This is a genomic window from Saccharothrix sp. DSM 118769 (assembly GCF_052936295.1).
This window is the reverse complement of sequence record NZ_CP193627.1, coordinates 3519963-3541904: the sequence shown is the minus strand read 5'-3', so window position 1 is coordinate 3541904 and position 21942 is coordinate 3519963. Positions and strand designations below refer to the sequence as shown.

The window sequence follows — 21942 nt, the reverse complement described above, 5'->3', positions numbered from 1 at the left end:
CCGGTCCCGGGCGCCACCGCGAACGCAGAGTCAGAGTTCGTTGTCCAGCAGGGAGAACATGTCGTCCAAGGTGGCCGACTCGATGTCCGTGTTGCCGTCCGCACCGGCCCGGTCGCGGACCTTGTCCTGCCACAGGGAGACCAGCTGCCGCAGCCTCGCCTCCACGCGCGCCCCGTCGACGTCCACCGGGTCCAGCGCGCCCAGCGCGTCGGCCAGCCTGGTCAGCTCGGCCTCCACACCGGTCCCGCCGGGCGCCGCGGCGGGCGCCACCTCGGAGCGCAGGAACGCCGCCAGCGCGTCGGGGGTCGGGTGGTCGAAGATCAGCGTCGCGGGCAGCCGCAACCCCGTCTCCGCACCCAGCGCGTTGCGCAGCTCGACCGACGTCAGCGAGTCGAAGCCCAGCTCGGTGAACGCCCGGTCCGGCCCGATCGCGTCCACCCCGGCGTGGCCGAGCACGGCCGCCGCCTGGGAGCGGACCACGGTCAGCAGCGCCTGCTGCGCGTCGGCCTCGGACAGCCCGGCCAACCGCAGCCGCAGCTCGTCCGCCCGCGCCGCCGTGTCGGCCGAGGCCACCCGGCGACCGGTCGAGCGGACCAGGCCGCGGAACAGCGGCGGCACCGGCGCGGTCCGGGCGTGCGCCCGCAGCCCCGCCACGTCGAGCTTCACCGGCACCGTCGCCGGCGCGACCAGCGAGGTGGCCAGGTCGAACAGCGCCAGCCCCTCCGCCGGGTCGAGCGGTGCGATGCCGTCGCGGCCCATCCGGTCCGCGTCCGCCGCGCCGCCCATGCCGTCGGCCCAGAGGCCGTAGGCGAGCGAGGTGGCCGCCAGGCCCCGGGACCGGCGGTGCTCGGCGAGCGCGTCCAGGAACGTGTTCGCGGCGGCGTAGTTCGCCTGGCCCGGCGCGCCGAGCACGCCCGCGGCCGAGGAGAACAGCGCGAACAGCGCCAGGTCGCGGTCCGCGGTCAGCTCGTGCAGGTGCCAGGCCGCGTCGACCTTCGGCCGCAGCACGGTCGCCAGCCGCTCGGGGGTGAGCGAGGTGACCAGGCCGTCGTCGAGGACGCCCGCCGCGTGGACGACACCGGTCAGGTCCGGGACGTCCGCGAGCAGCGCCGCCAGCGCGTCCCGGTCGGCCGCGTCGCACGCCTCGACCCGGACCCGCGCGCCCAGCCCGGTCAGCTCGGCGGCCAGTTCCGCCGCGCCCGGCGCCTGCGCGCCGCGCCGGCTGGTGAGGACCAGTCCCCGCACGCCGTGCGCGGTGACCAGGTGCCGCGCGACCGCCGCGCCCAGGCCGCCGGTGCCGCCGGTGACCAGCACGGTGCCGTCCGGGTCCAGGGCGCGCGGCACGGTCAGCACGACCCCGTCCCCGCCGAGGTCGGCCAGCGCCCCGGGAGCCCGGCGCACGTCCCGGGCCGGGAGCGCGATCGGGGTGAGCACGTCGGTGTCGGACAAGGCGACCAGCTCCTCCCACGTCGTCGCGATCCGGTCCGCCCCGACCCCGGTCAGGTCCAGGGCCAGGAAGTTCACCTCCGGATACTGCCGGGCGGGATCGCCGCTGGGACGTACGTCGGCCTTCCCCCTTTCCACGAACCGCCCACCGCGCGGCAACAGCGCGGCCGACCCGTGGTCGGCGCCGTCGGCCGAACCGAGCACGACGTCCACGCCGGCGACCGGGAGGTCGGCGGTGGTGAGGACCCGCGCGCCCAGGTGGCGGGCGATCCGGGTGGCGGCGAGGCCGAGCCCGCGGTCCGCGTCGTGGACCAGCACCGACTCGCCGGCGGTGAGGCCGGCGAGGTCGTGCAGCGCGTGCCAGGCGGCGAGGTGCGTCAGCGGCGCGGACGCCGCCTCCTCCCAGGTCCACCCGTCCGGGACCGGCGCGAGGACCGCGCGGGCGGCCGCGGCGACCGGACCGGCGGCGTTCCCGAGCAGGCCCATCACCCGGTCACCCGGCCGCAGGTCGGTGACGTCGCCGCCGACCTCCAGCACGACGCCCGCGACGGAGCGGCCGAGCGGTCCGGCGGCGTCCACGCCCGCCGCGCGCACCGCGATCCGGACGCCGTCACCGGCCAGCGGGTCGTCGGCCCCGGCGAACGGCCGCAGCACGGGCCGTTCCGGCGAGTCGAGCCGCCACGCCCGCTCACCGGCGGGCGGGACCAGCTCCGCCGCGTTGTCGGCCCGCAGCAGGCGGCAGGCGCGCACGACGCCGTCGCGCACGGCGAGCTGCGGTTCCTCGCCGACGGCGGCCACGGCGCGGGCCACGTCGTCGGCCGCGGCGTCGAGCAGGGCCAGTCGGCCCGGGTTCTCCGCCTGGGCGCTGCGGACCAGGCCCCACACCGAGGCGGCGACCGGGTCGACCACGTCGCCCGGGTCCGCGGTCACCGCGCCGTGCGTGAGCACGACCAGGGTGCTGTCGGCGGTGCGGTCGTCGGCCAGCCACGCCTGGACGGCCGCGAGGGTGCGCTCCAGCACCTCCCGCACCGCCCCGGGCACGTCCAGGGCGGAACCCCCGACGCGCAGGACCACCACGGGCGGGACGGTGTCGCCGACCTCCTCGTGGTGCGCCCAGGCTACGGCGGCGTCCGGCACGGCCACCGGGAGCCAGTCGAGCCGGAACAGCGAGTCCCGGGTCCCCGGGTCCGCGCCGAGCTGGTCGGCGGAGACCTCGCGCAGCGTCAGGCCGCCGACCGAGAGCACCGGCGCGCCCGCCGCGTCGGCCAGCTCCAGCCGGACCGAGTCGGGACCGGTGCGGCCGACCCGGACGCGCAGCGCGGTCGCGCCCGCGGCGTGCAGCGAGACGTCCCGCCACCCGAAGGGCAGCCGGGTGACCGCCTCGTCGTCCGAGGGCAGCAGGCCGATGGAGTGCAGCGCGGCGTCGAGCAGCGCCGGGTGGACGCCGAAGCCCGCCGCGTCACCGTGCGCCGCCTCGGGCAGCGCGATCTCGGCGAGGACGTCGTCCCCGTGCCGCCAGGCGGCCCGCAGGCCCTGGAACACCGGGCCGTAGGTGAGCCCCGCGGCGGCCAGGCCGGGGTAGAGGTCCGTCACGTCGAGCGCCTCGGCGTCCGCCGGGGGCCAAGCCCCCGCCGCGACGGCCGGGTGGTCCTCCTCCGGGCCGAGCACGCCGGTCGCGTGCGCGGTCCACGGCTCGTCGCCGTCCTGCGGCCGGGAGTAGACGGAGACCTCGCGCCGTCCTTCCCCGTCGGCCGCGCCGACGACGACCTGGACGGCGAGCGCGCCCCGTTCCGGCAGCACCAGCGGTGCCTCCAGGTCGAGTTCGACCACCTTCGGGCACCCCAGCTCGTCACCGGCGCGCACCGCCAGCTCGACCAGGGCCGCGCCGGGGACCAGCACGGAGCCGAGCACGGCGTGGTCGACGAGCCACGGCTGGGCGGCGCGGGACAGCCTGCCGAAGCAGATCAGCCCGTCCCCGCCCGCGGTGGGCACGACCGCGCCCAGCAGCGGGTGGTCGGCCGCGGTCAGGCAGAGCCCGGCCGCGTCACCGGCCGCCGAACCGCCGTCGAGCCAGAAGCGCTCGCGCTGGAAGGCGTAGGTCGGCAGGGCGACGGTCGTGGCCCCGCTGTCCCCGAAGTACTTCTCCCAGTCGACGGTCACGCCGTGGGCGTGCAGCGTCGCCAGGGCGAGGACCACCGTGGTGGCCTCGTCGCGGTCCCTGCGCAGCGCCGGGACCGCCGTGCCGGACTCGACCATCCCGGACAGCACCGCGTCCGGGCCCAGCTCCAGGAACCGGGTCGCGCCGGCCTCGTCCAACGCCGTGACGGTGTCGGCGAACCGGACCGTGGCGCGGACGTGCTCGACCCAGTACTCCGGGTCGGTCCAGCGGTCGTTCACCGGGATCGACGGCTCCGAGAAGGTCAGTTCACGCACCACGGCGCGGAAGTCGTCGAGCATCGGCTCCATCAGGGCCGAGTGGAACGCGTGCGACACCGTCAGGCGCTTGACCCGGCGGCCCTGCTCGCCGAAGTGGTCGGCCGCCGCCAGGGTCGGACCCTCCACACCGGACAGCACGACCGCGTTCGGCCCGTTGACCGCGGCCAGCGACACCTCGTCGGACAGGTGCTCGCGCACCTCGTCCTCCGACGCCTGCACCGCCACCATCGCACCACCGGTAGGCAACGCCTGCATCAGACGACCACGGGCCTCCACCAGCGTCGCGGCGTCCTCCAACGACAACACACCGGCGACGTGCGCCGCCGCGATCTCACCGATCGAATGACCCGCCACGAAATCCGGGCGCACACCGAACGACTCCACCAACCGGAACAACGCCACTTCCAACGCGAAGATCGCCGGCTGCGCATTACCAGTCTGGTCCAAGTCCGCGGTGGAACGAACACCCGGCAGGTACCCGCACACCTCGTCATAGGCACGGGCGAAAGCCGGGAACGCCTCGTACAGGCCCTCCCCCATCCCCGCCCGCTGCGAACCCTGACCGGTGAACAGCACGGCGAGCTTGCCGGGGACCGCCCGGCCGGTCACGACGTTCGTCGCGGCCTGCCCGTCGGCCAGCGCGGCCAGCCCGGCGCGCAGGTCGGCCTGGTTGCCCAGCACGACCGCGCGCCGCTCGTGCGCGGTGCGGGTGGTGGCCAGCGACCAGGCGACGTCGACCGGGTTACCCAGGTCGGCGTCCAGCAGCCGGGCCGCCTGCGCCCGCAGGGCCTGCTCGGTCCGCCCGGACAGCAGGTGCGGCAGCAGCGCGGGTTCGCGGACCTCGCGCGGCGGCGCGGGGACCTCCACCGGCTGCTCCAGGATGACGTGCGCGTTGGTGCCGCTGATGCCGAACGACGACACCGCCGCGCGCCTCGGCCGGTCCGCGCCGGGCCAGGGCGTCGCCCCGGTGGCCAGCTCGACCGCGCCCGTGCCCCAGTCCACGTGCGGGGTGGGCTCGTCGACGTGCAGGCTGGCCGGGACGACCCCGTGCCGCATCGCCTCGACGACCTTGATGATCCCGGCGACGCCGGCGGCGGCCTGGGTGTGGCCGATGTTCGACTTGACCGAGCCGAGCAGCAGCGGCGTCTCGCGGTCCTGGCCGTAGGTGGCCAGCAGCGCCTGCGCCTCGATCGGGTCACCCAGCGAGGTGCCCGTGCCGTGCGCCTCGACCACGTCGACGTCCGAGGTGGACAGCCCGGCGTTGGCCAGCGCCTGCCGGATCACCCGCTGCTGCGACGGCCCGTTCGGGGCGGTGAGGCCGTTGGACGCGCCGTCCTGGTTGACCGCGCTGCCGCGCACCACCGCGAGCACCGGGTGCCCGTTGCGGCGCGCGTCGGAGAGCCGCTCCAGCAGCAGGAACCCGGCGCCCTCGGACCAGCCGGTGCCGTCGGCGGACGCGGCGAACGGCTTGCAGCGCCCGTCGCGGGCCAGGCCGCGCTGCCGGGAGAACTCGATGAACGGGTTCGGCGTGGACATCACCGTCGCACCGCCGGCCAGGGCGAGTTCGCACTCGCCCGAGCGCAGCGCCTGCGCCGCCAGGTGCAGGGCGACCAGCGACGACGAGCACGCCGTGTCCACCGACACCGCCGGGCCCTGGAGGCCGAAGGTGTAGGCGACCCGGCCGGACAGCACGCTGCTCGCGCTGCCGGTGCCGAGCAGGCCCTCCACGCCCTCGGGGGTGGTGGCCAGGCGGGACGCGTAGTCGTTGTACATCACGCCCGCGAACACGCCGGTGGTGCTGCCCTTGAGCGACGTCGGGTCCATCCCGGCGCGCTCGAACGCCTCCACCGCGGTCTCCAGCAGCAGCCGCTGTTGCGGGTCGACGGTGATCGCCTCGCGCGGCGAGATGCCGAAGAACTCGGCGTCGAAGTCGGCCGCGTCGTGCAGGAACCCGCCCTCGCGGGCGTAGCTCTTGCCGGTGCGGTCCGGGTCCGGGTCGTACAGCCCGTCGAGGTCCCAGCCGCGGTCGGTCGGGAACGGCGTGATGGCGTCCACGCCGTCGGAGACCAGCCGCCACAGGTCCTCGGGCGACCGCACGCCGCCGGGGAACCGGCAGCTCATGGCGATGATCGCGATCGGCTCGTCGGGTTCGGCCGACCGGGTGCGGGTGACCGCCGCCTCGGGGGCGGCGCCGACCAGCTCGGTGCGGACGTGCCCGGCCAGCAGCAGCGGCGTCGGGTGGTCGAAGACCAGCGTCGCGGGCAGCCGCAGCCCGGTGGTCTCGCCGAGCCGGTTGCGCAGCTCGACGGCGGTCAGCGAGTCGAAGCCCAGCTCGGTGAACGCCCGGTCGGGGTCGACCGCGCCGGCACCGCCGTGGCCCAGCACGGCCGCGACCTGCGTGCGCACCAGGCCGATCAGGTGCGCCTCCTGCTCCGCGGCGGACAGCCGGGACAGGGTGTCCAGCAGGCCGGACACCGCCCGGTCGTTGGCCGCGGCACGGCGCTTGGGCACCCGGACCAGGCCGTGCAGCGCGGACGGCAGCGGCGCGGTGCGGGCGCGGACCCGCAGGGCCGCCAGGTCGAGCTTCACCGGCACCGGCACGGCCGTCCCGCTCGCGAGGGCCGCGTCGAACAGCGCGAGGCCCTCCTCCTCGGACAGCGCGCCGAAGCCGTCGCGGGCCAGCCGCTCCGCCTCGGCCGCGCCGCCCATGCCGCCGGCCCACAGGCCGTAGGCCAGCGAGCGGGCGGGCAGGCCGTCGGCGACCCGCTGCTCGGCGAGCGCGTCGAGCAGGGCGTTGGCCGCCGCGTAGTTGCCCTGGCCGGGGCCGCCCAGCACGCCGGAGACCGACGACAGCAGGACGAACTGGCTCAGCGGCCGGTCGAGGGTCAGCTCGTGCAGCGCGACCGCCGCGTCCGCCTTGGGCCGCAGCACGGTGTCGAGCCGCTCGGGCGTCAGCGCGGTGACCACGCCGTCGTCCAGCACGCCCGCCGCGTGCACGACCCCGGTCAGCCCGGGGACCGCGTCCAGCAGCGCGGCCAGCGCGGCCCGGTCGGCGACGTCGCACGCCTCGACCCGGACGGACGCGCCCAGCCCCGCCAGCTCCTCGGCCAGCTCGGCCGCGCCGGGGGCGGCGAGGCCGCGACGGCTGGTCAGCACCAGCTCGCGCACGCCGTGCGCGGTCACCAGGTGCCGGGCCAGCGCCGCGCCGATGCCGCCGGTGCCGCCGGTGACGAGCACCGCGCCGTCGCCCCACCCGGTGTCGGCGTCGCCGCCGGTGCGGGCGCGGACCAGGCGGGGCGCCAGGGCCTCGCCGTCGTGGACGCGGACCTCGGGTTCGCCGGTGGCCAGCGCGGCGGCGACGTCGTCGCCCTCGACCGACACGAACCGGCCGGGGTGCTCGGACCCCGCGCTGCGGACCAGGCCGCGGACGGCCGCGCCGGACGGGGAGCCGTCGGTGCGCACGACCAGCCGGGCGTCGGCGAACCGCTCCTCGGCCAGGAACGCCTGGATGCCCGCCAGGGCGGCGCGCAGCGCGTCGCGCGGCTCGCCGGCCGGGACGTCCAGCACCAGCGCGGGCGGGACCTCGTCGCCGACCTCGTGCAGCGGGGCGGTGTCGACCGCCTCGGCGACGGCGGGCATGGGCACCCTGGTCAGCTCGTAGAGCGAGTCCCCGGTGCGCGGCTGCCCGGCCTCGACCCGGCGGACGACCACCGAGCCGATGCTCGCCACCGGCGCGCCGGAGTTGTCCGCCGCCAGCAGGGAGACCGAGTCGGTCCCGGTCGGCGTGATCCGGACGCGCAGGGCGGTCGCGCCGGCCGCGTGCAGGACGGCGGAGCCGAACACGAACGGCAGCCGCCCGCCCTCGCCGGGGGTGAGCCCGATGGCGTGCAGGGCGGCGTCCAGCAGCGCCGGGTGGACGCCGAAGCGACCGGCCCGGTCGTGCTCGTCCTCGGGCAGCGCGACCTCGGCGTAGACGTCGTCGCCGTCGCGCCAGGCGGCCTTGAGACCGCGGAACACCGGTCCGTAGGCCAGGCCGGCGGCGGCCAGGTCGTCGTACAGGTCGGTGACGTCGACCGCCTCGCCGGGCGGCGGCCAGGCCGCGAGGTCCGCGGTGGGAGCGGTGGCCGCGGGCGACAGGGTGCCGACGGCGTGCTCGGTCCACGGCTCGTGCGGGCTGCGCGAGTGCACCGACACGGGGCGCCGGCCGGCGTCGTCGGCCTGGCCGACGATCACCTGGACGTCCAGCGCGCCCGAACCGGGCAGCACCAGCGGCGCCTGGAGGGTCAGCTCCTCCACCGCGCCGCAGCCCGCCTCGTCACCGGCCCGGACGGCCAGCTCCAGCAGCGCGGTGCCCGGCACCAGGGTGGCGCCCAGCGCCTCGTGGTCGGCCAGCCACGGGTGGGTGCCCCGGGACAGCCTGCCGGTGAACAGCCAGCCGTCGCCGTCCGCGAGCGGCACGGCCGCGCCGAGCAGCGGGTGCTCGGCGGGCTCCAGGCCCGCGGCGGTGACGTCGGCGTCCGCGCCGACCGAGACCAGCCAGAACCGCTGGTGCCGGAACACCGAGGTCGGCAGGTCCACGACGCGGGCGCCGGAGCCGGCGAACACGGCCGACCAGTCGACCGGGACGCCGTGGACGTGGGCGGTGGCCAGCGCGGTCAGCGCGGTCACGGCCTCGTCGCGGTCCCGGCGCAGGAACGGGGTGAACAGGCCGTCGCCGCCGCCCATCGCGGACAGCACGCCGTCCGGGCCGACCTCCAGGAACCGGGTGACGCCCGCGCCGCGCAGCCAGGACAGGCCGTCGCCGAAGCGGACCGTGGCGCGGACGTGCTCGACCCAGTACTCCGGGTCGGCGAGCCGGTCGGCCGGCGCGCCGCTCACCGTGGACACCACGGGGATCGACGGCTCGCCGAACGACAGCCCGCGCACGACCTCGCGGAACTCGTCGAGCATCGGCTCCATCAGGGCCGAGTGGAACGCGTGCGACACGCTCAGGCGCTTGGTCTTGCGCCCGAGCCGCTCGAACTTCTTGGCCACCTTGAGCGTCGGCGAGGCCGCGCCGGAGAGCACGACCGCGTCGGGGCCGTTGACGGCGGCCAGCGACACCTTCGCCGACAGGTGCTCGCGCACCTCGTCCTCGCTCGCCTGCACGGCGACCATCGCGCCACCGGCGGGCAGCGCCTGCATCAGGCGACCGCGCGCCTCCACCAGGGTCGCGGCGTCCGCCAGCGACAGCACGCCGGACACGTGCGCCGCCGCGATCTCGCCGATCGAGTGGCCGGCCAGGAAGTCGGGGCGGACGCCCCACGACTCCACGAGCCGGAACAGCGCCACCTCCAGCGCGAAGATCGCCGGCTGCGCACTACCCGTCCGGTCCAGGTCCGCGGCGGAGCGGACACCGGGCAGGTACCCGCACACCTCGTCGTAGGCGCGGGCGAACACCGGGAAGGCCGCGTACAGGCCCTCCCCCATGCCGACCCGCTGCGAACCCTGACCGGTGAACAGCACCGCCGTCCGGCCGGTCGTCGCGCGACCGGTCACGACGCCCGCGCCGGTCTCCCCCGCCGCGAGCGCGGCCAGGCCGGCGCGCAGCTCGTCGGCGGTCGTCCCGAGCACGACGGCGCGGTGCTCCTGCGCGGTGCGGGAGGTGGCCAGCGACAGGCCGAGGTCCACGGGCTCGCCCTCGACGGCCAGCAGCCGGGACGCCTGCTCGCGCACGGCCTCCTCGGCGCGGGCCGACAGCACCCACGGCACGACCGCGGGCGGCACGACCTCGCGCGCCGGCTCCGGTTCGGCCGGCTGCTCCAGGATGACGTGCGCGTTGGTGCCGCTGATGCCGAACGACGACACCGCCGCGCGGCGCGGCCGGTCCACCTCGGGCCACGGCCGCGGCTCGGCCAGCAGGCTGACGTCGCCCGCCGACCAGTCCACGTGCGGGGACGGCTCGTCCAGGTGCAGGCTCCTGGGCAGCACGCCGTGGCGCATCGCCTGGACCACCTTGATGATCCCGGCGACGCCGGCGGCGGCCTGGGTGTGGCCGATGTTGGACTTGATCGAGCCCAGGTACAGCGGCTCGTCCTCGCGCTCGCGGCCGTAGGTGGTCAGCAGCGCCTGCGCCTCGATCGGGTCGCCGAGCGAGGTGCCGGTGCCGTGCGCCTCCACCAGGTCCACCCCGGACGACGGGATGCCCGCGCCGGCCAGCGCGGCGCGGATGACCCGCTGCTGCGACGGCCCGTTGGGGGCGGTGAGGCCGTTGGACGCGCCGTCCTGGTTGATCGCCGAGCCCTTCACGACGGCCAGCACGCGGTGGCCGTTGCGGCGCGCGTCGGACAGCCGCTCCAGCACCAGCACGCCGACGCCCTCGGACCAGCCGGTGCCGTCGGCGTCGGCGGAGAACGACTTGCAGCGGCCGTCCGCGGCCAGGCCGCGCTGCCGCGAGAAGCCGATGAACGTGTCGGGCGTGGCCATCACGGTCACGCCGCCGGCCAGCGCCAGCGAGCACTCACCGGTGCGCAGCGCCTGCGCGGCCAGGTGCAGGGCGACCAGCGACGACGAGCACGCCGTGTCCACCGACACCGCCGGGCCCTCCAGGCCCAGCGTGTAGGCGACCCGACCGGACAGCACGCTGCCCGAGGTGCCCGTGCCGAGGAAGCCCTCGACGCCGTCCGGCACCGATCCCAGCTTGGTGCCGTAGTCGTGGTACATCACGCCGGCGAACACGCCGGTCGGGCTGCCCTTGAGGGTGGTCGGGTCGATCCCGGCGCGTTCGACGGCCTCCCACGAGGTCTCCAGCAGCAGGCGCTGCTGCGGGTCCATCGCCAGCGCCTCGCGCGGGCTGATCCCGAAGAACTCGGGGTCGAAGTCGCCCGCGTCGTGCAGGAACCCGCCCTCGCGGGTGTAGGTCTTGCCGGGCTGGTCGGGGTCGGGGTGGTAGATGCCGTCCACGTCCCAGCCGCGGTCCTCCGGGAAGCGCGAGACGCCGTCGCGGCCCTGTGCGACCAGGTCCCACAGGTCCTCCGGCGACCGCACCCCGCCCGGGTAGCGGCAGGCCATGCCGACGATGACGACCGGGTCGCCGCTGACCGCCGCCGGGGCGTGCACGGGCGCGGCCGGACCGTCCTGCTCGTCGAGGAACTCCGACCGGATGAACTCGGCCAGCGCCAGCGGCGTCGGGTGGTCGAAGGTGAGCGTGGCGGGCAGGCGCAGCCCGGTGGCCGCGTCCACGCGGTTGCGGAACTCGACCGAGGTGAGCGAGTCGAAGCCCAGCTCGCCGAACGCCCGGTCGGCCTCCACCGCGTGCGGGCCCTCGTGGCCCAGCACGAGCGCGACCTCGGTGCGGATCAGCTCGACGAGCACCCGGAGCCGCTCGGGCTGCGGCAGGCCGCCGAGCCGCTGCCGCAGACCGGCTGCCTCACCGGCGTGCGCGGCGCGGCGCGGGCGCAGCTTGACCAGGCTGCGCAGCACGTGCGGGACGGCCCCGGTGGCGCGGGCGTCCTCGCGCAGCGCGGCCACGTCCAGCCGCAGCGCGACCGGGTTGGCGTCGTCGCCGAGCGCGACCAGGTCGAACAGCGCAAGACCGGCCTCGTCCGACAGGGCGCCGAACCCGGCCGGGCCGCCGGACCGGCCGCTGCCCATGCCGCTGCGCCACAGGCCGAAGGCGATGGAGGTGGCGACCAGGCCCCGGTCGCGCCGGTAGGTGGCCAGCCCGTCGAGGAAGCCGTTGGCCGCCGCGTAGTTGGCCTGGCCCGGTGCCCCGAGCGTGCCCGCGACCGACGAGAACAGGACGAACAGGTCCAGGCCGCTGGTCAGCTCGTGCAGGTTCCAGGCGGCCTCGGCCTTGGGCGCGAGGACGGCGGCGACGCGCTCGGGCGTCATCGTCTCCAGCACGCCGTCGTCGAGGACGCCCGCGGCGTGCACGACGCCGCTGAGCGGCTGGTCGGGCGCGACCAGGGCGAGCGCGGCCACCAGCTGCTCGCGGTCGGCGACGTCGCAGGCCGCGATCGTCACCTCCGCGCCCAGGTCGGTCAGCTCGCGCTCCAGGTCCGCCGCGCCGGGCGCGTCGCCGCCCCGGCGGCTGGTGAGCAGCAGGTGACGGACGCCGTGGCGCTCCACCAGGTGCCGGGCGACCAGCGCGCCGAGGCCGCCGGTGCCGCCGGTGACCAGGACGGTGCCCTCCAGGGCCCAGTCCGTGTCGCTCGTCGCCTGGGCGCGGACCAACCTCGGCACGCGCAGCTCGCCACCGACGAGCAGCACCTCCGGCTCGCCGGTGCCCACCGCGGTGGCCACGTCACCGGTGCCGTGCACCAGGACCAGGCGGTCGGGGTGCTCGGCCTGGGCGCTGCGGACGAGCCCGGCCACCGCGGTGTGCGCGGGGACGCCCGGCGCGGTCCGCACGACCAGGCGTGCCGCCCGGTCCTCGGCCAGCCAGGCGTGCAGCACGCCCAGGACGCGGTCGGTCACGTCGCGGACCTCGCCGTCGGGCACGGTGAAGACGACCGCGTCGGCGTCGCCGTCCTCCCCGTGCGGCAGCACGGTGACCGGCGCGCCCGCCGCGACGGGCACCCAGTCCACGGTGAACAGCGCGTCCCGCTCGACCTCGCTGATCGGGCGCAGCAGGCCCTCGCTGATCGCCCGCAGGGCGAGCGAGGCGACGGAGAGCACCGGGGTGCCCGTGCCGTCGGCGACCTGGAGCGACACCGTGCCGGGACCGGTGGGCGTGAGCCGGACGCGCAGCGCGGACGCGCCGGAGGCGTGCAGCGTCACCCCGGCCCACGAGAAGGGCAGGCCGGCCCGACCGCCGGAGAGGCCGATCGCGTGCAGCGCGGCGTCCAGCAGGGCCGGGTGCAGGCCGAAGCGGCTGACGTCGGTGCCCTCGGGCAGCGCGACCTCGGCGAAGGTCTCCTCACCCCGCCGCCAGGCCGCGCGCAGGCCGCGGAACGGCTCGCCGTAGTCGAGGCCCGCCTCGGCCAGCTCGACGTAGAAGCCGTCCAGGCCGAGCGGTTCGGCACCGGCCGGCGGCCACTCGGTCAGGTCGCCGGCCGGCTCCGCGTCGCCCGGCACCAGGGTGCTGGTGGCGTGCGCCGTCCACTCCTCGTCCGGGTCGGCGTCCTGGCGGCGGGAGTGCACCGCCACCGCGCGCCGCCCGCCCGCCTCCGGGGCCGAGACGGAGACCCGCAGCTGGACCGCGGCCTCCTCCAGCACCAGGGGCGTGTGGATGGTCAGCTCCTCGACGGTGCCGCAGCCGACCTCGTCGCCCGCGCGGACGACCAGCTCGGCGAAGGCGGTGCCGGGCAGCAGGACCGCGTCGGCGACCCGGTGCCCGGCCAGCCACGGCTGGGCGTCGAGCGACAGCCGTCCGGTCAACACCAGTCCGCCGCTGTCTGGCAGCGCGACGGCCGCGCCGAGCAGCGGGTGGTCCAGCGACCCGAGGCCGAGCCCGGCCGCGTCACCCGCCGTCTGCGCCTGGACCAACCAGAAGTGCCTGTGGTGGAAGGCGTAGGTGGGCAGGTCGACGGTCGTGGCGCCGCTGCCCTCGAAGTACTTCTCCCAGTCCACTGCCGCGCCGTGGGCGTGCAACGTCGCGAGAGCGGTGACCAGGGTGGTGGCCTCGTCGCGGTCCCTGCGCAGTGCGGGCACGGCGGTGCCGGGCTCGACCAGGGCGGACAGCACCGCGTCCGGACCCAGCTCCAGGAACCAGGTCGCACCCGATTCCTCCAACCCCGTCACGGTGTCGGCGAACCGGACCGTGGCACGGACGTGCTCGACCCAGTACTCCGGGTCGGTCCACCGGTCGTTCACCGCGATCGACGGCTCCGAGAAGGTCAGCTCGCGCACGACCTGGCGGAACTCGTCCAGCATCGGCTCCATCAACACCGAGTGGAACGCGTGCGACACCGTCAAACGCTTCGTCTTGCGCCCCAGCTCGGCGAACCGCGCCGCCACCGCCAGGGTGGACTCCTCCACACCCGACAGGACGACCGCGTTCGGCCCGTTGACCGCCGCCAACGACACCGCATCGGACAGGTGCTCGCGCACCTCCTCCTCCGACGCCTGCACCGCCACCATCGCACCACCGGCGGGCAACGCCTGCATCAAACGACCACGAGCCTCCACCAGCGTCGCGGCGTCCGCCAGCGACAACACACCCGCGACGTGCGCCGCCGCGATCTCACCGATCGAATGACCCGCCACGAAATCCGGGCGCACACCGAACGACTCCACCAACCGGAACAACGCCACTTCCAACGCGAAGATCGCCGGCTGCGCGTTACCAGTCTGATCCAGGTCCACCCCGGAACGAACACCCGGAAGATGGGCGCACACCTCGTCATAGGCACGGGCGAAAGCCGGGAACGCCTCGTACAGGCCCTCCCCCATCCCCGCCCGCTGCGAACCCTGACCGGTGAACAGCACGGCCAGCCGACCGGGACGTGCCCGACCGGTCACCGCGTTGTGCGCCCGGCCGGTCTCGGCGAACGCGGACAGCCCGGCGAGCAGGGCGTCCCGGTCGGAGCCGACGACCACGGCCCGCCGCTCGTGCGCGGCGCGGGTGGTCACCAGGGAGTGGCCGACGTCCACCGGGGACGCGTCGCCCACCGCCGCGCCCAGCCGCGCCGCCTGGGCGCGCAGGGCGTCGTCGTCCCGGGCCGAGAGCACCCACGGCACGACCGCGGGCGTGGTGCCCGCGACCGGTTCGGGGGCGGGCTCGGGGACGTGCTCCAGCACCACGTGCGCGTTGGTGCCGCTGAAGCCGAACGAGGACACGCCGGCGCGGCGCGGGCGGTCGGCGCCCGGCCACCCGGTGTCCTCGGTGAGCAGCCTGACCGCGCCCGCCTCCCAGTCGACCTGGCCGGACGGCGCGTCGACGTGCAGGGTGCGCGGGAGCACGCCCCGGCGCATGGCCTCCACCATCTTGATCACGCCGGCCACGCCGGCGGCGGCCTGGGTGTGCCCGATGTTGGACTTGATCGACCCCAGGTACAGGGGCTCGTCGCGCTCCTGGCCGTAGGTGGCCAGGATGGCCTGCGCCTCGATCGGGTCACCGAGCCTCGTGCCGGTGCCGTGCGCCTCCACCGCGTCCACGTCCGCCGGGGTCAGCCCGGCGTTGACCAGCGCCTGCTGGATGACGCGCTGCTGCGACGGGCCGTTGGGGGCGGTGAGGCCGCTGGACGCGCCGTCCTGGTTGACCGCCGAACCCCGGATCACCGCGAGCACGCGGTGGCCGTTGCGCTGCGCGTCGGACAGCCGCTCCAGCAGGAGCACGCCCACGCCCTCGCCCCAGCTGACGCCGTCCGCGCCGTCGGCGAACGCCTTGCAGCGGCCGTCGACCGCCATCGCGCGCTGCCGGCTGAAGTCGACGAACGGGTCCGGGTTGGCCATCACGGTGACGCCGCCCGCGAGGGCGAGCGTGCACTCGCCCGAGCGCAGTGCCTGTGCCGCGAGGTGCATGGCGACCAGCGACGACGAGCAGGCCGTGTCGACCAGGACGGCCGGGCCCTCGAAGCCGAAGGTGTAGGAGATGCGGCCGGCCATCATCGAGCCGGACGTGCCGGTGCCGAGCAGGCCCTCGACGTCCTCCGGGATGGCGGTCAGGCGCGAGGCGTACTCGTGGTAGATCGCGCCGGTGAAGACGCCGGTCGCGCTGCCGCGCAGCTCCTGCGGGCGCAGCCCGGCGCGTTCCAGCACCTCCCAGGACGTCTCCAGCAGCAGCCGCTGCTGCGGGTCCATCGCCAGCGCCTCGCGGGGCGAGATGCCGAAGAACTCGGCGTCGAACTCGCCCGCGTCGTGCAGGAACCCGCCGGTGCGGGCGTGCGAGACGCCGTTGCGGCCCGGCGTGGTGTCGAACAGCGAGGCCAGGTCCCAGCCGCGGTCGGTCGGGAACTCCGTGATGCCCTCGCCGCCCTCGGCGACCAGCCGCCACAGGTCCTCCGGCGAGCGGACGCCGCCGGGGAAGCGGCAGGCCATCGCCACGATCGCGATGGGTTCGTCGGTGGTGCCGGTGTGCGCCCGGACCTGCGGGCCGGCCGGTCCGCCGAGCCCGCCGAGCAGTTCGGTGCGCAGGTACCCGGCCAGGGCGACCGGGCTCGGGTGGTCGAAGATGACCGTGGCGGGCAGGCGCAGGCCGGTGGCCGCGCCGAGGCGGTTGCGCAGCTCGACGGCGGTCAGCGAGTCGAAGCCGAGGTCGAGGAAGCCGCGGGAGGGTTCGACGGTGCCCGCCGTGACGTGGCCGAGCACCAGCGCGACCTGGGTGCGCACCAGGTCCAGCAGTTCGCGGTCCTGCTCCGCCTCGGTCAGCGCGGCCAGCTTGCGGGCCAGCGAGGACCCCTGTTCGGCACCGGACTTGGCGGTCCGCCGGGCGGGTGTGCGCACGAGCGCGCCGAGCACCGACGGCAGCGGGGAGGTCCGGGCCGCCGCGCGCAGCACGGGCAGGTCGAGCTTGACCGGGACGGCGACCGGCGTGCCCGCCGCGAGGGCGGCGTCGAACAGGGCGAGGCCCTCCTCGACGGTCAGCGCGGGGGTGCCGCCGTTGCGCAGCCGGGCGAGGTCGGCCTCGCCGAGCGCGTCGCCCATGCCGGCGGCCCACAGGCCCCAGGCGAGGGACTGGCCGGGCAGGCCGCGGGCGCGGCGGTGCTCGGCGAGCGCGTCGAGGTAGGCGTTCGCGGCGGCGTAGTTGCCCTGGCCGGGCGCGCCCAGCACGCCCGCGGCCGAGGAGAAGGTGACGAACAGGGCCGGGTCCTGCGCCAGTTCGTGCAGGTGGTGGGCGGCATCGGCCTTGGGGCCGAGCACGCGGTCCACGCGGTCGGGGGTCAGCGAGTCGATCGTGCCGTCGTCGAGGACGCCGGCGGCGTGCACCACGCCGGTGATCTCCAGCCCGTCGAGCAGTGCGCCCACGGAGCCGCGGTCGGACACGTCGCACGCCACGACCTCGACCTGCGCGCCCAGCTCGACCAGTTCCCGCCGCAGCTCCTCCGCGCCGGGCGCGTCGAGACCGCGACGGCTGGTCAGCAGCAGCTTGCGCACCCCGTACCGCATGATCAGGTGCCGGGCGACCAACGCGCCCAGGCCACCCGTGCCGCCGGTCACCAGCACCCACTTGGCGGGGTCGAGCACCGGCGGCATGGTCAGCGCGACCTTGCCGATGTGCCGGGCCTGGCTGACGAACCGGAACGCCTCCCGCGCCTCGCGCACGTCCCACGCCCGCACCGGCAGCGGTTCCAGCACGCCGGCGTCGAACAGCTCGATCAACGCCTCCCACATCTCGGCGGTGCGCCGCGGCCCCGCCTCGATCAGGTCGAACGCCTGGTAGGCGACACCCGGCACGTCCTCGCGGACGTCGGTCTTGCCCATCTCCAGGAACCGACCACCCGGGGCCATCGTGCGCAGCGAGGCGTCCACGAACTCGCCCGCCAACGCGTTGAGCACCACGTCGATCCCCGCGAACCGGTCCGCGAACTCCAGGGTCCGCGACGACGCGATGTGCCCGTCGTCCAACCCCGCCGCACGCAACACGTGCCGCTTGCCCTCACTCGCCGTGCCGTAGACCTCCGCACCCAGGTGCCGGGCCAACTGCGTCGCCGCCATGCCCACACCACCGGCCGCCGAGTGGATCAGGACCGACTCGCCCGCCTTCACCCCGCCCAGGTCGCACAGGGCGTAGTACGCCGTCAGGAACACCAGCGGCACCGTCGCCGCCTGCTCGAACGACCAGCCCCCGGGCTTGCGGGTGATCATCGGCCGATCGGCCACCGCCACCGGTCCGGCACCGCCGGACACCAGGCCCATGACCTCGTCGCCCGGCGCGAGGTCGGTGACGGCGTCGCCCACCTCGGTGACGACACCGGCGAACTCGCTGCCGAGCAGCCCGGCCTCGCCGGGGTACATGCCGAGCGCGTTGAGCACGTCGCGGAAGTTCAGGCCCGCCGCCCGCACCGACACCCGCACCCCGTTCGGGCCCAGCGGCTCGTGCGCCACCGGCTCCAGGGTCAGGTGGTCGAGGGTGCCCTTGCCGGACAGGCCGAGCCGCCAGTCGCCGGCGGGCGGCACCAGGCGTTCGCCGGACTCGACCGGGACCAGGCGCGGGGCCAGCAGCTCCCCGCCGCGCACGGCCAGCTGCGGCTCACCGCTGGTGAGCACGGCGTCGGTGATCTCGTCGGCGTCCACGAGGGTGAACCGCTCGGGGTGCTCGGACTGGGCGCTGCGCACCAGGCCCCACACCGCCGCGAGGGCGGGGTCGACCGGGTCGCCCGCGCCGGTGGAGACCGCGCCGGCGGTCTGCACGACCAGCCGCGCGTCGGCGAACCGCTCGTCGGTGAGCCACTCCTGGAGCACGTCGAGCGTGTCGGCGACCGCGGCGTGGACGTCCGCGCCGGTCACCCGGTGCACCACGACCGGCGGGACGTCCTCGCCCACCTCGGTCCGGTCGCGCCAGGCGGGGGCCGTGCCGGACGCGGCGGGCACCGGCTGCCAGGCCAGTTCGTACAGGCCGTCCCGCCCGGGGGCGGTGCGGATCTGCTCGGCCGACACCGGCCGCACGACCAGCGAGCCGACCTCGGCGACCGGCGCGCCGGTGCCGTCGGCGACGCGCAGGGAGACGGCGTCGGTGCCGGCCGGGGACAGCTCGACCCGCAGCTCGGCCGCGCCGGAGGCGTGCAGGGCGACGTCGGTCCAGCTGAACGGCAGCCGGGCCTGGCCGCCGTCGTCGAGGGCCAGGGCGTGCAGGGCGGCGTCGAGCAGCGCCGGGTGCAGGCCGAACCGGCCCGCCTGGTCGCTCACCTGCTCGGGCAGCGCGACCTCGGCGTAGGTGGTGCCGTCGAGCTTCCAGGCGGCCCGCAGGCCCCGGAACGCGTCGCCGTAGTCCAGGCCCAGCGCGGTCAGCTCGGGGTACAGGCCGTCCAGCGCGACGGACCGCGCGCCGGGCGGCGGCCACTCGGCCAGGTCCCAGGGCGCGTCGGTGCGCGCGGCGGTCAGCGAGCCGGTGGCGTGCAGCGTCCACGGGTCGTCGGACGCCGCGCCGTGCGGGCGGGAGTGCAGGGTCAGCGGGCGGCGGCCGGAGTCGTCGGGCGCGCCGGCCCACAGCTGGACCTGCACGCCGCCGGTCTCGGGCAGCACCAGCGGGGTCTGGAGGGTCAGCTCCTCCACCGCGGTCAGGCCGGTCTCGTCGGCGGCGCGCACGGCCAGCTCGACCAGCGCGGTGCCGGGCACGACGACCGCGCCCATCACGACGTGGTCGGCCAGCCACGGGTGGGTGCGCGTGGAGAGGGTGCCGGTGAACAGGAAGCCGTCGGCGTCGGCGACCGAGACGGCCGCGCCGAGCAGCGGGTGGTCCAGCGAGCTGAGGCCCAGCCCGGCGGCGTCGCCGGCCTGGGCGGTCGCGGGCAGCCAGTAGCGGGCGCGCTGGAACGGGTAGGTGGGCAGGTCGACCCGGCGCGCGCCGGGGAAGAACGCCGCCCAGTCGACGCGGGCGCCGTGGGCGTGCAGGGCGGCGAGGCCGTCGAGCAGCGCGGGCACCTCGTCGCGGCCCTTGCGCAGGGCGGGCACGAACAGTCCCTCGGCGCAGTCCTGGCCCGCGGCGGACAGCACGCCGTCGGGGCCCAGCTCGAAGTAGCGCGTGACGCCCGCGTCGGCCAGGGTCGCGACGCCGTCGGCGAACCGGACGGCCTCGCGCACGTGCCGCACCCAGTACGCCGGGTCGCACACCTCCTCGGTGCGGGCGAGGCGGCCGGTGACGTTGGAGACCAGGGCGATCTTCGGGGTGTGGAAGGTCAGCCCGCGCACGACCTCGGCGAAGTCGGCGAGCATGTCGTCCATCAGCGCCGAGTGGAAGGCGTGCGAGACGGACAGGGCCTTGGTCTTGCGGCCGCGGGTGGCGAACGCGGCGGCCACCTCCGCGACGGGCCCGGCCTCGCCGGAGACGACGACGGAGGTGGGGCCGTTGACGGCGGCGACGTCCACGCCCGCGCGCAGCTCGGCGCGCACCTCGTCCTCGGTGGCCTGCACGGCGCACATCGCGCCGCCCTCGGGCAGCGCCTGCATGAGCCTGCCGCGCGCCTCGACCAGCGCGACGGCGTCGGCCAGGGACCACACGCCGGCGACGTGCGCGGCGGCGATCTCGCCCACGGAGTGGCCGATCAGGAAGTCGGGGCGCACGCCCCACGACTCGACCAGCCGGTACAGCGCGACCTCCAGCGCGAACAGCGCGGGCTGGGCGTTGCCGGTGCGGTTGAGCTCGTCGGCGTCGTCGACGTCGCGGATGCCGGGCAGCAGGTCGGCGACCGCGTCGTACGCCTCGGCGAAGACGGGGAACGCGGCGTGCAGCTCGCGGCCCATGCCGAGGCGCTGGGAGCCCTGGCCGGTGAACATGACGGCGAGCAGGCCGCCGGTGGCCTCGCCGGTGGTGACGCCGGGCGCGGGCACGTCGTCGGCCACGGCGCGCAGGCCGGCGCGCAGCGCGTCCGGGTCGGCCCCGGTGACCACGGCGCGGTGCTCGTGGGTGGCGCGGGTGGCGGCCAGCGACCAGCCGACGTCGGCCGGGTCGCCCGCGACCTCCAGCAGGGCTTCGGCCTGGGCGCGCAGGGCGTCCGCGGTGCGGCCGGAGAGCACCCACGGCACCAGCGCGGGCGCGGGGCCGCGGTCGGCGGGCGCGTCGGCGTCCGGCGCGGGTTCGGGCGCCTGCTCCAGCACGACGTGCGAGTTGGTGCCGCTGATGCCGAACGAGGACACGGCGGCGCGGCGGACGTGGTCGGCGGGCCACGGGCGGTTGCCGGTCAGCAGCTCGACGCTGCCGGAGGACCAGTCGGCCTGCGGGGTGGGCGCGTCGACGTGCAGGGTGGCGGGCAGCACGCCGTTGTTCAGGGCGAGCACCACCTTGATGACGCCCGCGACACCGGCGGCGGCCTGGGTGTGGCCGATGTTCGACTTGACCGAGCCCAGCAGCAGCGGGCGGTCCCGGTCGCGGCCCCGGCCGTAGGTGGCCTGGAGCGCCTGGACCTCGATGGGGTCGCCGAGGGTGGTGCCGGTGCCGTGCGCCTCGACCGCGTCGACGTCCGAGGTGGACAGCCGGGCGTCGGCCAGGGCGGCGCGGATGACGCGCTGCTGCGACGGGCCGTTGGGGGCGGTGAGGCCGTTGGACGCGCCGTCGGAGTTGACGGCGGTGCCGCGGACCACGGCCAGCACGCGGTGGCCGTTGCGCTGCGCGTCGGAGAGCCGCTCCAGCACGAGCACGCCCGCGCCCTCGCCCCACGCGGTGCCGTCCGAGGCGGCGGCGAACGCCTTGACCAGGCCGTCGCGGGCCAGGCCGCGCTGCCGGGAGAACTCGACGAAGGCGTCCGGGCCGGCCATGACGGTCGCGCCGCCGGACAGCGCCAGGTCGCACTCGCCCGCGCGCAGCGCGCGCACCGCCAGGTGCAGCGTCACCAGGGACGCCGAGCAGGCGGTGTCCACGGTGACCGACGGCCCCTCCAGGCCGAGCACGTAGGAGATGCGGCCGGACAGGACGCTGCCGGAGATGCCGGTGCCCAGGTAGCCCTCGACGCCCTCGACGCCCTTGGGCAGCTCGCGGCCGTAGTCCTGGCCGTTGGTGCCCGCGAAGACGGCGGTGCGGCTGCCCTTGAGCGAGGTCGGGTCGATGCCCGCGCGCTCCAGCGCCTCCCACGACGTCTCCAGCAGCAGGCGCTGCTGCGGGTCCATCGACACCGCCTCGCGCGGCGAGATGCCGAAGAACTCCGGGTCGAACGCGTCGGCGTCGTGCAGGAAGCCGCCGTGCCGGACGTAGCTGGTGCCCAGGTGGTCGGGGTCGGGGTCGAACAGGCCCTCGACGTCCCACCCCCGGTTGTCCGGGAAGCCGGTGATGCCGTGCCGCCCGCCGACCAGCAGGTCCCAGAACTGCTCGGGCGTGCGCACGCCGCCGGGGAACCGGCAGCCCAGGCCGACGATCGCGACCGGCTCGGCGTCCCGCGCCTCCACCTCGGCCAGGCGGCTGCGCGTGCGCTGCAGCTCACCCGTGACCCGGGTCAGGTAATCGCGGAGCTTGTCGTTCTCACCCACGGTGTCCCCACTCAATCGTCG

1 protein-coding gene is annotated in these 21942 nt (G+C 76.3%); it reads right to left on the bottom strand.

Annotated elements, in window-relative coordinates; translation table 11 throughout:
* Positions 1–30: 30 nt before the first annotated feature.
* Entirely contained in the window at positions 31–21921 is a 21891-nt protein-coding gene (locus tag ACRAKJ_RS15565; protein WP_447009002.1) for an SDR family NAD(P)-dependent oxidoreductase, read from the bottom strand.
* Between the last annotated feature and the right edge of the window lie 21 nt (positions 21922–21942).